Here is a 13053-nt window from a genome sequence, read left to right as displayed (position 1 = left end):
TTATACCATTAAATGACAAATATTTGTCACAAACATCATCTTTTTCCAATATAAAACATTCACTTTACAGTATATACTATAAATATAGTGAGAATACACGTAAGGAGGTACACTATGACAAGCTCTTTATCTATAAAAAAACTATGTTGGTTCGCAGCGTTCACGGTTCTCATTGTTAGCTCTAACATTCTCGTTTATCAATTAGAAGCGCTTCAACCTGTTACACCCGCAGTTGCCGTTGGTTCTCTCCTTGACTTTATTGTTGTTATCCCTTTACTCACGTACTTCTTTGTTATACGAAAACGATATTCGTTAAAATATATTCCCCTTGTTGCAATTGTTGGCTATGGTATCGCTCATCTTATTATTCCTGCTCATCACCTTACATCTTATTCTTTTCTCAGGTATATTTTATTTGCAGGAGAGGGCGCGTTTCTCCTAGTAGAACTATACATTTTATACAAAATTATTACCAAAATCCCTCGTGTTATAAGGAGTTTTAAGTCACAAACGAATACATTAACATTTGAGCAACGACTAGAATCCTCCTCTGCCGCACACTTAAAATCTTCTCGGATACTAGATGTGTATTACGCAGAATTAGCTATGGTGTATTATAGTTTATTTTCTTGGCGAAAAGCTGTATCGCCAGCACCGCTTCAATTTACGTATCATCAAAAAACCAGTATGATTGCACTATATGTTATGCTAATTCATGCGATGGTAATTGAAACAGTTGGACTGCACTTTATCCTTCACAGCATCAGTCCTGTTCTATCTATCGTAACGTTAGTACTAAATGTATACACCGTTTTGTTTTTCCTAGCACACATACAAGCTACGCGTTTGTGCCCGTTTACGATTACACAACATACACTTCACCTGCAGGTGGGTCTAACTAAAAGGCTGACTGTTCCCCTTTCTGAAATCAAACAAATCGTGCGTTACGACGGACCGGAACGTTTGTCCAAGCAAGAAGAAAAAACAGTATTTGATGGCTTAGCACCTGATTTTATTCGTGAGAAACCCGCATTCGAAATTGAATTTTATACACCACAACAGGCTAAGCTCATGTATGGCTTTACAAAAGCAATAACGAAGGCACATATTCGCCCTGACGATCCGGAAGCCTTTTACACAGCTCTTACTAAAAAACTTAAAGAATTTCAAAATCTATAAAATTCGGGGATTCTGTATAGGATCCCCTTACTTAATTTGGAGGTATATGTATGAAGCGTAACAGATTGTACTACAGCTTATTTCTGTTTCTCACAATGGGACTGGGTTTGCTTGTCCGAAAGTCCAGCTTTGCTTTGCCTGCTCTTGTGAATACCTACGCTGGCGATTTGTTATGGGCTTTACTGGTTTTCATTGGATTTGGTATTTTGTTTCCACACTACCGAACGAAAACGATTATGCTGATAAGTATATTGTTTTGCTATGGCATTGAGCTGAGTCAATTGTATCAAGCGGACTGGATTCGAGAACTGCGACAAACACCGCTGGCTCTTGTGTTAGGCCACGGCTTTCTATGGAGTGATTTGCTTGCGTATACTCTGGGAGTTGCACTGGGTAGTATCCTAGAAAAAAATCATATACAAGTAAATTTCTAAACCAAGCATAACTTTACATTACCTTTCCTTCTCTCCTAGCAAAAAATAGTTTTACTTGTACTCCGCCTCCTTGTTTTTCATAATGCGATAGTTAACGGTTAGAAAGCGAATACCACATATATGCATGTCATGTTGCGCAGATAAACGCATATCATCTTCTGCTATCACGACAAATGTTTCATCAATAGGTAAGCGTACGGTCATGTATTTAATATATAGATAGGTGCCCTCATCTCCTTGGCCATCTGTTCGTAGACGACTTGTCAGTATCAGTCTTTGTTCATCATTATATAAACGAAGAATGCCAGTCATATTGGAAAATGGTAGTGGCAAGGCTACATTCATATATGTTTCGCCTTGAAATGTGTGCTGTGCGTATAGTGCAATGAAAATTGCTTCGCCTTTCTCATTACTCCTCAACCACGCCCTCACATTATCTCGCCCGTCAGCAGCTGAACGTATGCCCACAATTTTCCCATACATTTCCTCCCATCTACCTGTATCTTTTAAATAGATTTGACCTATATATTTACTTGTTTGTTCGTAAACCATTCCTAATGGTTTAAACCATGTAGACCATTGAACACGTGCCTGCAAGGAATACGTTTCGGTTCTCTCATAAAAATCTGTAATGGTTGGAGAAAGTAAATGTGCTGATTTATATATCCTCATATCATCGACTAATCCATCATACGCATCTGATGATAACAGGTTACGACGAGACAAAAATGATGTACCAACTCTACTTGTACCAGTAATGCGACTACATGGCTTACCATAGTGAACATACCTTGGTTTGGTTCCCTCAAGAAACCAACCGATGATCGCAGGTGTGACCACACCAATTGTATTCATAAGCCCATGAAAGAAAATCATAGCATCAATAGATATAGTAACTTGATGCATAGCTCTCCCATAAGCATACAGCAACGATAGAGAAATTGTAAAAATTAAAACAAGTGCTGAAATTGACACAAGCACCTTTGCAACATTTCTTTGAAACGGCGTACGAAGCACCATAATGCTGTACATATACAAGCCGAACATATATGCTAGTACTGCAATAAACTCAAAAACCCTTGAATATGTAATACCAACTGCGATTGTCATAGGCGATACAATAACACTCCAGGCGGTATATGTATACAAATTTGAACTCGTATGAAACTTACGCCCCAAAAAGCCCGTGAAAATTGGTATAAGGAGCGCTGAATAATGAAAATGAATAGCTGTTAACAGCACAATAATGCTTGTGAAATGCATCACTTGTATATTTGCAATGTATGCATAAAACCAAAACCCTCCCAACACTAGATATAACAAGCCAATGTCAATTGCAAATTCCTGAAGAGGCCTAATTCCCCTTTGAATTAATCTATGTACGCCAAAATAACCTACCATAATTGTATATCCAAACCATATGGATGCAAATACTGGCATATTTGTTACAAACGCTAGCGCAGCACTAATTACTGCGATTGGATAACTCAGTATAAGGATTTTAAAAACGCTAAACATTCTTCCATTTCTCATTTTAGAATCTACTAGGGTTAAAATACTTGGGACAAATACACATATTGACAGTAGAACAAGCGCTTCTACTGCGTATACATCTAACCCTTCTGTAACCATGTATATTATATAAACTAGAGCACCAAAGATTATATTATACTTCATTTGTAATCACTCTCGATTTCTCTGAACGTTCCTTTGTATGAAAATAACTCCCCTAGTATAGGGTTGCTGACACGAACAATAATGATAAAACACTGTAGAGATTCATCAAATGTTTCTTCAATTTCCGCATGACCGTACAACTTCTTTGCAAGTTGGATATTCCATTTTCCAATTCGGATCCATTGCTTCTTTGTAGTAATACACATAGCTCCCAATTCGTTAACTCGAAAGAACAAGGTTGATACAAGCAGAGGTGGTTTACCAAAATAATCAACAACCTCATTATCCTGAAGGAACATATATGCATCAAAATATCGTTTTACATGTGGAAATAGAAACGTTCGCTCCCATCTCACAATTCTATAACCATCTCGATTTTCACAGAAATTGCAAATACGAAACGGTGTGTTTCTACCTCGTTCTGCAAAAAATAGTCTAAGAGGTGCGCCAATCCTTAATAAAATCCTAACAAGAAATGATCCCCCTGTAATATACTCCATCTTACCTTCTGCAATGAATGGTCGATTCTCTATTATGGCATAACGCCTTTGCAACTGCGGATGTAGCTTTTTATATGATTCTCCTAATACCTCTTCGTATATAGAATGCATAAATCTACTCCCTTCTGCTTCTTTTGCAGTTGGCGGCACGGGGCAAATTATGAGCGCATAAAAACCCAATTAACGAGGTTGCTAGCAAAGAAATGTTAAACACGATTGGATTGAAAGGATGTATTATACTGGTTGTATCAACAACAACTGCTGATATAGTAAGAATTCCAAGCATCATTGCATGTAGTACAAACAGTCTGCGCTTATTAAATGGTACTAACCATATTAACCCAAATAAAACTTCACATATACCGATCACTCGCAGTAGGCTTGTATTTGCAATTTCTCCAAACAAAGCATGCATCATATACAATTCCTTCGGATGCATTGATAATAGTTTTGGCACTACTCCTTGATACACCCATACAAACGAAAATAAAAGACAAACGATCCAATATACCACTGCATGCCGAAGTAACTGTTTTGGATGTAACCCTTTTTCCAACCAAATTTTTAAAGCATCAAAACTCCAGGCTGTGGCCCATCCCATTAACGGTCGAAACACGTAGCCATCTAACAAGCGCCCGAGTAATCCAAAACGAGGTTCATAGTCATATTGTGTTTCAAAACGAATAGAGCCCCCGCACGGTGTATATTTCCAATACCCTCGTCCTACTCGAATTAAAGATAAAGGATTGTCGGTCCAAAACTTTAGCGAAGATACACGTTCACCACTATTTTGATAAAGATCTCCTACCGCCTCTCCCTCACCAGCGATTTCCCAACCAAACCCCATCTTTGTTCTGTATAAAAATCGTTGTGGTGCGTCATCTTCTTTTGGTAGGTATAAAATTTCTGTAAATCGTATATCCCATTCTGTATGTAACGTTGGATTCTGTGTATATTCCCATAACTTTTCCATAGGTGTTGCTATTTCAGTTCCTACATAAATCGCTTTTCCTTTCAATATCAGCCCTCCTCTTTATTCCTCCAAAAAGGTTAAAAACCACTGCGCATATTCATATGTATCCTTCCAGCCTAAACTATTTTCTTCTACACTCCAGCAGGTATACAGAATTGCCATCGCAAATCCGGCCTTCAATATCCGCTCTCGATTCAACTGCAGCTCTTCGCTCAGCATCGAAACACGGTCGTTCAGCACGGCTTTGGCATTGCTCACATCCTTTAACTCGTTTACCAAAAAGGATGTAACATCAAAATAACGACTTCCTGCCAAACCCTTTGGATCAATTGCTTTCCAGCCTTCGTTTGTATATAAAATATTTTGATGATGGAGGTCACCGTGCAATAGCTCTTCAGGCTCTGATGAAATAATTTCTCCAAAAAACATCTTGGCTTTGTAAACAAGTTCTACTAAAATAGTAGCGTCTCCTGTTTGATTTTGTAAAAAACGATCCAACCCCTTCATCCAATCAGCTACTTTTGGAACTAACATATGTGATGGTAACGGACGGCGTAAAGCCTTCCACACCTCTGCATAATGTAAAAGGGCTGTTCTTTCATCCTTCTCCTCTCGCAGCATTACGCCCGGTTCCAAACATTCTAAAAGCATCGCACCACCCGCTGCATCTACCTGAAGCAGCAGAGCGCATCCTTTGCCGTCATAGGTTTGTAGCGTCTGAACCTCGTTATTAAATTCATGACCAGGGATACCTAGCTTTAAAATGACCGGTGTTCCGCCGTGTATCTGTGCGCGCAATACATAGTTATAAGACAAATTTGATATTGGTTCACCTATATAAAGGCTCCATTTTTCCTCGTACGTATGAACCGTATCATCTAGATGCATCAGCCATTGTGTGCCCTTCTCCCCAAAGCATGCCGTAATTTTTTTACAAAAGGCATATGGAACCGATGACGGAACAGATGTAAAATCTAGCAACGCTTGTAGCTCTCTATTCTGATACATACGGAGCACAGTTTGTGCTGTTTTCTCTGCACAATCATATTGCTTTTTTGTGATGAGATTTGCGTCTAACGCATCACATAATTCATCTTCATCTAGTAACACCGCTTCTCCATCAGGAAAACACACCACATCCAAATACAAATCATCGTACCACGGTACACCATCTGCACGAATACCGTGAGATTCGCAAATATCAATATACCACTGTACAACTTTTCGATTAGCATCCAGCATAGTAGTAATTGTGTAGGGCTTTCCTTTTGGAAAATACTGCAGCCACGTATAACCCTTATCTGCCACGCATATCTTTCGATTTCCCTGCAGCATCCAAAGCGGCTCTTGTACTTCTCTGATAAACAGTTCACAAACTACACCGGTGAATACACTGGTATTTCGCTCATACACTCGGTAATCTTTACCAATAATGCGTGACCAACCTGCTCGATCTCCATACTTTCGCTTCATGCTCTCTCCTTTAAAGACCATTCCTGAATTATTGGTGCTGCTACTATTTTTCCGTTTGCTTTCTCAGTGCGAATGAGCGCCAGCTTTGTTAGAAAAGCGTTCTGTACAGGTAGCTTATTTGTACAATACAGCACTGCCTCCGCCAATTTGTCCGCTGTTAGCCTGTTGGCAATCGTACAGTGCGGCACCCAGCATCCAGGTTCATATAGAGAAGGTCCCTCAGCAGCGAAACCGCTCAGCAAATCATGATGCCTTTCATGAAAGTCCAGGAGCTCCTTCGTCGGTGCCGGTGCCCAAAACAGTGCTCCAGAGGATATAAATGTACCAATTGTACACAGTGTAATCGGTATACGTTGTGTCGCTTGGTAACACATATCCATTCTTTCTATGAATGAGATCTCTTCTAACTTGTCATAGCTTGCAAGTGTAATATGCGGCTGTCTGTTTTCTATCTCCTTTGCATAGTGAGAAATCCGTAAATCAGCCAATTCATTCCAAATACGTATTACTTGTTGATGTGTTTCTTCATCAAATAATGCAATGATAGCGTACATACGAACTCCTTTTATATTAGTTTATATTCTCCGTCCTTTATACAAATAAGAGGTTGAAACATTTCAAGCTCATCCTGTAAGTGCTCATAACGGTTGCTATGAGGGAGAATATGTGCTGAAATTAGCTTTAACCCCTCCAAAGAATGCATGCCCTCTCTCCAGTCAGGGTGTAAATGCGCCGCATGCGCAAGACTTTCACCAAGAACAGCCGCACCAGCACTCGTTCCAATTAGAAAAACTCCTTGCGCATAAAGACGTCTCAATTGTTGATCCGCTTGACTTTTTCTTAGTTGCTTCAAGAAGTAAAACGGACTGCCTCCATTTAGATATATGATGGGATACTCACACAACGCCTGTACCTGTTGGAACTCAATATCTATGTAAACTGCTTCAAACCCATTCTCCTGTAATATCTCCATCGTGTGCACAGCATGATAATTTCTTTCCTTGTATACTGCATCGGCCGTAGGAATCAGAGCGACTTTTTTAGGTATATGGTGGATACGCACTACTTCTAAAAATGCATGAATTACTTTTTCATCTTGAAAGCCATTTGCCGTTAGCAGAATTGGTTTCATATTCTTTACCTCGTATTTGTTTTATATAAACGAAAAAGGTCCTCATTCTCATCAGAAGACCTTTTCCATACTAAGCTTTAAAATACTGTATAACAGTTCCTTTTCCCTTGCTTACCTGTACTTCGGCGTAAGCGCCGTTTACAAATGTGATCTGCGGCGGCACATGACCGCAATCTACATCATAGACAATCGGAATCTGCAGTTCATCTTGTAAATCACGATACACGTCCTCAATAGTGTATCCGCCAACTTCTTTGTTCGCAGCGCTTCTGCCAAACAAAATACCACTGCAGTTCTCAAACCATCCCGCTAGCTTCATCTGTACAAGCGTTCGGCGTACATCAGTCGTAGTCAATTCACAGTTTTCAAAATACCACACAATCGGTTCATCATGAATATGCTCTTTTTGAAATTTGGCTATATCACCAAAAGGCGTACCAATGATATGACGAATCACATCAATACAGCCTCCAAGCAAGCGACCTTCTATATGTACATCGTCTCCTGTGATTGTTTTCCATTCAGTTTGCTCAGTTAAATGAAATACACAAGGTGAAGGATTTTCATGATTCCATTCTTTTTGATAACGTTTCGATGAATGTTGTACAATTGATGCGCCAGTTGTTGTCGTAACAACCTGCTCCCACATCGCTGTTGTTTCATCAACGAACTCACCACGCAAATCGACGAGGTTTGTACCATGCGCTGTTGCTATACCCGTCTGTAGCGTAAGCGCCAGCAACAATAAGCTCGTATCAGAATAGCCTAGCACCCATTTTGGCTGCAGTCCTTTAAAATCAACGTACTCTAGCATTTCTATAAGTAATTCCCCGCCCCAAGGGGGTATAATAATTGTAGTCTCTTGATCTCGTATCATACGATTAAACTCGTCAGCACGCTGTTTAGCATCAGCGGATTTCGCTTTATACTGCGTCCACACTGTATCACCGCACACAACTCGAAAACCTCGCTCCTCCATACGCTGGCATGCAAGTCGAAACATTTCATGTAGCACTTTTGGTACACCTGAAGAAGGCGCAGTAACACCAAGCGTCCGATGTCTTAAAGCTGGATATTGTATCATATGTATCCCTCCAAATCTTTACATGATTTTACCAGAGAAGAAACAGATATACAATGAATTTTTCAAAAAAACTGATTTTTCAACCCCTACTTTTACGCAAAATACTTCCAATACGCTGCGATAACATAGAAAAGTGATAGTATCGTATACACAATAGAACCAATGAACACCGCATTCGCTCGAAATTCATATTCCTCCTCATCCACCTTAATCCCGCTCTGTGCCTGCGCCTGTAAGCGCAGACTATTACTAGAAAAACCACCCTTACTGCTGAAGAAATACGCAATAACAATAAACAGAAGCCCCACAAAAAAGGCAAGATCTTCATATTTCCAGCCGACTACCTTCGTTAAACCATATACAAGCACTGCCTCAATGAAAATAGTAAAAATAATTCCTAGAAATTTTTTCATGATGCCTCCTTACGCAATCTTTTATACATATTATAACACAAGAAAAGAAGGAAAATTCAGTCATTATCTTAACCAAAGCATAGTTTGTAGTAACAAAAAACACCCCAGCTCACTATACCTATCAGTAGGGAGAACGACAAAGAAACATGCTTTAATAAAAGGGCACAAGCACCTTTCTCTTTGAAAGATGGCGAGTTGTATGGCGTTTATTGTAGGAACTCTCCTATTTCAGCAGGCAAAACCTCTTGCTCCCATGGCATCCAGTAGTATTGATCCTGACTTTGAAACACGGAGTAGGTATAAGCAACTGGCTCATTTGTATAGAAGCTAACTTCATATTCCTTAGCCTCCTCACTGATCGCAACCTCCTGCACATGCCCTTCCTCTAGCAATCTAAACATTCTCTCTATTTCACTTGGATCTGTAATCTCACGAATTAACTGTATGTTTGCGTTATCACGTGCGTGCACCGTTATTTTCTTTACTTCCTGCTTTGGCATATCTTTATAATGCCACTTATAGTTTTCTAGAGACTTATCTTTATAATATATATAATATCCATTCACTTTTTTAGTGTCCTTTACTGCAAGCAATTCCGGATGACCCTTTACCTGATGCAGCACCGTACCCGCTTCTAAAAAGGCTGCGTCTCCATTTTTGGCTTTATATTCAGGGTCGTAAATATTGTCATTGATGCGGAATTTTATTTTTCCCACTTCCTCACCTATTAAACTTGTATCAGCCAGCGTTCCTGTTGAAATCCCTTGATATTTCGCATTGTTCCACTTAATAAAGTCTACCCATTCAATTATGGCATGACGTTGCTCTCCGCAGGCCGTCAACAGCAACAAACATAGCATCATGACCCATATATTTTTCATCTATTTCTCTCCTATTTGTCTACAGTCAATTATTCTACACCTATAACATAATTGCTTAATTTGTTACCTTATTTATCATATCTGTAATTGTTCCTCCACTATATTCATCATTTGAAATGCACCTGAAGATTTATTTGAAAGCACCGATAGTATAGTTTGAGACGCAGGGTACACAACAGAGTGAAAACTAACACCCGGATCATATCCCATAATATGATACTTTTTCACATGCTGGTTTTGTATCTTCATCCAAATCCCATACCCGTAATACACATGCTCTTTCACCTGCACATGCGGCTTTAAAAGTAGCTTCGTATATGCCTCGCTAAGTATTTGATAACGAAGCAAAGCTCTCCAAAATTTCGTCATATCCGGTGCCGTTACATAAGCTCCTCCATCGGCACCACTTTGAATGGGAATGGAGTATGTATTCGTACGCCACGCACCGCCATCTTCATCAATATACCCAAACGCAGTATTTTTCGGCAGACAATCTAGTGAAAAATACCCGGAATCCACCATATCACAGCGCCGTAACACATGTTCTTCTATATACGTAGAAAAAGGCGCTCCGGTCACCTGCTCAATAATCATTCCAAGCACAATGAAGCCAGCGTTGTTGTAATGAAATTGTTCACCTGGTTCAAACATCATGCGCCATGCTGAAACATCGGTAAAAAGTCTGAAGGACGCTTCAAGGTATACATCGGGTATTCCTTCCATAAATCCTCAAAATCGCTCATTGTTGCTTCATCAAAATAATCAGGAATCCCTGAGGTGTGCGTTAGTAAATGATGAATTGTCAAATCACCGTTTATATGGGGAAACGCTATAGGTAAGCAATCCTTTAATTTTGTGTCAAATGCTAGTAAGTCCTGTTCAATCAAGCGGCATATGGCAATCGCAGTAAACAATTTACATCCGGAAGCGATACCAAAGCGAGTTTGCAGGGTATTGCGCAGCCCTTCGGAACGATTGTAATAGCCCTGTGCGTGCTCAAATAAATTGCTTCCTGCCTGTTCAATTGCAATCACGCCAGAAAACTCAGGGTGTGATGCAACTTGCTGCTGCAGTTGTGTAATATTTAGAACTTTCATATAAATCCCCTCCAAACAATAGTACAACTCATCACGAAAACAACCTCTCTTTGTATTCTCGTTTTGGTGCTTAATTCCTGCAAACAAGGTTGACAGTGCATAAGGTAATTGCGTTATGAGTAAAGTATTCATAAAAAATAATAAACCCATAAAATATGGCGTCACAAGTGTAATGTATACATAAAATCTGAACAAACTAACTGAAAAACGTCATGGAGGAAACAGATGTATTATTTCATTTTTATATTGGGATGTTCGCTCATTCCTATCATATATCCTTATCCAGCTCATGCAGACAGTGCTGTCCCTTTACCTTGCACCACCATTCTAAATGCTGTTGATAAAACAGATAGGAACGCAAAAGGAGCTGCATTGGTTTATAAAGTAAAACTAACCCCCGGTTTTGACAAATAAGATTTCCAACTGTAAACCTTAAACTACGCACATCTATACCAGACACTTTATCACGATTTAAAAAGGGGAGCTCACACTTGTGAGAGCTCCCCTTTTTTCTAATCTTAGTCTCCTATTGTTGTGCATCATCTCATAATATGTGTCTCTGCTTTAACTTGATACATTGGATAAAAGTAGCTCCATTCTCTTGTAACCGTCATGCTTAGGAAATATGCTATTACACACCTCTTACTCCAGTTCTATTCGCTTTAAAGGCTTTTCCGCTGGTCCCTCAATTACATCCCCATCCACTGAAAACCTAGAACCATGACAAGGACAGTCCCATGTACGATCTCCGCTGTTCCATGCAAGCTCACAGCCCATGTGAGTACAAGCAGAGTCGACAATATGTAGGTGCCCGCTCTCATCGCGATATCCGCACGCTCTTTTTCCGTTTACATTAACAATGGCTCCTTCGTCGCTATACAAATCACCAGGACTTCTACGCACAATTCCTATCTTGTCGCCAATCAAATGTTTCGCCACATCAACATTTATCGTAATGAAGGCTTTAATATTCGGATCAGCATGAAATCTTGATGGACTATACAGTTCTTGATAAGGATTGTCTCTTCCTACTATCAAATCCCTTAATAACAAAGCCGCTGCAGTTCCGTTTGTCATCCCCCATTTTCTGTAGCCTGTCGCAACAAAAATATTCGACTCATCAGCTGAAAGACGACCAATGTAAGGGACTTTATCCAGGGTAATTAAATCTTGAGCGGACCATCTATAAGGAATCTCTGTAATGCCGAATGATTCCTCACCAAAGGCCTCTAGTGCTTCGTAATGCTTGATTGTACATATTCCTTGCCCCGTTTTATGGCTTTCTCCTCCAATTAAAACAAGGTTTTCTCCGTTGACATTCGTATATCGAAGCGAACGCTTCGGAGAGTCCGCACTCAAATACATACCACCTGGGAAGGCTTTTTCTGTCTTTACCCCTAGCACGTATGAACGTTCTGCATACATGCGTGTAAAGTATAAATTAGGCATTTCATAAAAAGGAAAATGAGAGCAGGATACTATATGTTTGCAAGTGACCCGGTAACCATCTCTTGTGATAACGCTCGGCCGCTCCCCTTTTTCAATATTGACAGCTGTTGTATTCTCATAAATGATGCCTGATTTTCCTACAAAAGCTTGAACAAGCTGAAGTAAAAATTTCAAGGGGTGGAACTGCGCCTGTTGCTTCATCACAATGGCTGCCTGCATTTCAAGTGGCAGCGGCATACTTTGTACATATTCACTCACAATGCCAAGCTTCTTATAAGCTTCATACTCCACCTGTATTTGTTTAACACCTTCACCTGTATTGGCATAAATATAAGCATCTTCTTCCGTAAAATCACATTCAATCTGATGTTCGTTAACCATATCTTTAATAAACTGCAAAGCATCGCTGTTAGCTTGATAATATAGCCTAGCTTTTTCTTCCCCAAAATGATGAATCAGTTCGTCATAAATTAAATCATGCTGCGCAGTAATTTTCGCGGTAGTATGACCGGTTGTTCCGTTCAATATAGTACTTGCTTCTAAAAGAACCACTTTTAGTCCTTCTTGCGCAAGCAAGTATGCAGTTGTAATTCCAGAAATTCCTGCACCAACTATTGCTACATCGGCTTCTATATCCCGATCTAGTTTAGGGAAAGATGGAATATCCAAACCAACTCTCCAATAGGGCTCAGGGTATTGTGGCATTTTACTAGTTCCTGTTTGATTCTTCTCCATGATTGTACCTCCACTTATGGTTGTCT

Annotated in this window: 13 protein-coding genes and 1 pseudogene; 3 read left to right on the top strand and 11 right to left on the bottom strand. The window is 39.8% G+C overall.

The genetic code is table 11. The annotated features are described in order from the left end of the window. The first annotated feature begins 114 nt into the window (after window positions 1–114). Window positions 115–1179 carry a hypothetical protein gene (locus tag EEJ45_RS09710; protein WP_124564611.1) on the top strand — a complete coding sequence of 355 codons (1065 nt, stop codon included), beginning with the start codon at window positions 115–117 and terminating at the stop codon, window positions 1177–1179. Window positions 1180–1229: 50 nt separating this feature from the next. Beyond that, window positions 1230–1613 carry a ribosomal maturation YjgA family protein gene (locus tag EEJ45_RS09705; RefSeq protein ID WP_380017787.1) on the top strand — a complete coding sequence of 128 codons (384 nt, stop codon included), beginning with the start codon at window positions 1230–1232 and terminating at the stop codon, window positions 1611–1613. A 51-nt stretch (window positions 1614–1664) separates the two neighbouring features. On the opposite strand, the gene EEJ45_RS09700 is transcribed toward EEJ45_RS09705, so the two are convergent. The 10 genes and pseudogenes from EEJ45_RS09700 to EEJ45_RS09655 form a co-directional block, all read right to left on the bottom strand. Continuing rightward, window positions 1665–3290: a YndJ family protein gene (locus EEJ45_RS09700; protein WP_124564609.1), complete on the bottom strand. Its 1626-nt coding sequence runs from the start codon at window positions 3288–3290 to the stop codon at window positions 1665–1667. Continuing rightward, window positions 3287–3901, bottom strand: a complete 615-nt coding sequence (locus tag EEJ45_RS09695) for a DUF4166 domain-containing protein (RefSeq protein WP_124564608.1) — start codon at window positions 3899–3901, stop codon at window positions 3287–3289. Before EEJ45_RS09695 ends, EEJ45_RS09700 begins: the two co-directional genes overlap by 4 nt. A 4-nt stretch (window positions 3902–3905) precedes the next feature. Continuing rightward, on the bottom strand, window positions 3906–4808 hold the full coding sequence (locus EEJ45_RS09690; RefSeq protein WP_380017785.1) for a DoxX-like family protein: 903 nt from the start codon (window positions 4806–4808) through the stop codon (window positions 3906–3908). Window positions 4809–4823: 15 nt separating this feature from the next. Continuing rightward, complete coding sequence (locus EEJ45_RS09685; protein WP_164464242.1) at window positions 4824–6236, bottom strand: aminoglycoside phosphotransferase family protein; 1413 nt, start codon at window positions 6234–6236, stop codon at window positions 4824–4826. Next, window positions 6233–6790: a 2'-5' RNA ligase family protein gene (locus tag EEJ45_RS09680; RefSeq protein WP_124564605.1), complete on the bottom strand. Its 558-nt coding sequence runs from the start codon at window positions 6788–6790 to the stop codon at window positions 6233–6235. The genes EEJ45_RS09685 and EEJ45_RS09680 overlap by 4 nt, the downstream gene beginning before the upstream one ends. An 11-nt stretch (window positions 6791–6801) precedes the next feature. Beyond that, complete coding sequence (locus EEJ45_RS09675) at window positions 6802–7368, bottom strand: Type 1 glutamine amidotransferase-like domain-containing protein (RefSeq protein WP_124564604.1); 567 nt, start codon at window positions 7366–7368, stop codon at window positions 6802–6804. A 70-nt stretch (window positions 7369–7438) separates the two neighbouring features. Beyond that, window positions 7439–8452: a S66 family peptidase gene (locus tag EEJ45_RS09670; protein WP_124564603.1), complete on the bottom strand. Its 1014-nt coding sequence runs from the start codon at window positions 8450–8452 to the stop codon at window positions 7439–7441. Between the two features lie 92 nt (window positions 8453–8544). Next, a complete protein-coding gene (locus EEJ45_RS09665; protein ID WP_124564602.1) occupies window positions 8545–8865 on the bottom strand; it encodes a hypothetical protein in 321 nt (106 codons plus the stop codon). Window positions 8866–9071: 206 nt separating this feature from the next. Next, entirely contained in the window at window positions 9072–9746 is a 675-nt protein-coding gene (locus tag EEJ45_RS09660; RefSeq protein WP_124564601.1) for a ligand-gated ion channel, read from the bottom strand. Window positions 9747–9821: 75 nt separating this feature from the next. Then, window positions 9822–10843, bottom strand: a pseudogene (locus EEJ45_RS09655) (serine hydrolase domain-containing protein). 225 nt (window positions 10844–11068) lie between these two features. On the opposite strand from EEJ45_RS09655, the gene EEJ45_RS09650 reads away from it, so the two are divergent. Then, window positions 11069–11257 (top strand): YoqH family protein, encoded by a 189-nt coding sequence (locus EEJ45_RS09650; protein WP_124564600.1) that lies wholly within the window; start codon window positions 11069–11071, stop codon window positions 11255–11257. Between the two features lie 228 nt (window positions 11258–11485). Here the strand turns inward: EEJ45_RS09650 and EEJ45_RS09645 are convergent, their stop codons facing one another. Further along, window positions 11486–13027, bottom strand: a complete 1542-nt coding sequence (locus EEJ45_RS09645) for an FAD-dependent oxidoreductase (protein WP_380017782.1) — start codon at window positions 13025–13027, stop codon at window positions 11486–11488. Window positions 13028–13053: the final 26 nt, after the last annotated feature.

The organism is Ectobacillus antri, from assembly GCF_003852715.1.
Taxonomy (GTDB): Bacteria; Bacillota; Bacilli; order Bacillales; family Bacillaceae_G; genus Ectobacillus; species Ectobacillus antri.
This window is presented reverse-complemented; position numbering and strand designations above follow the sequence as displayed.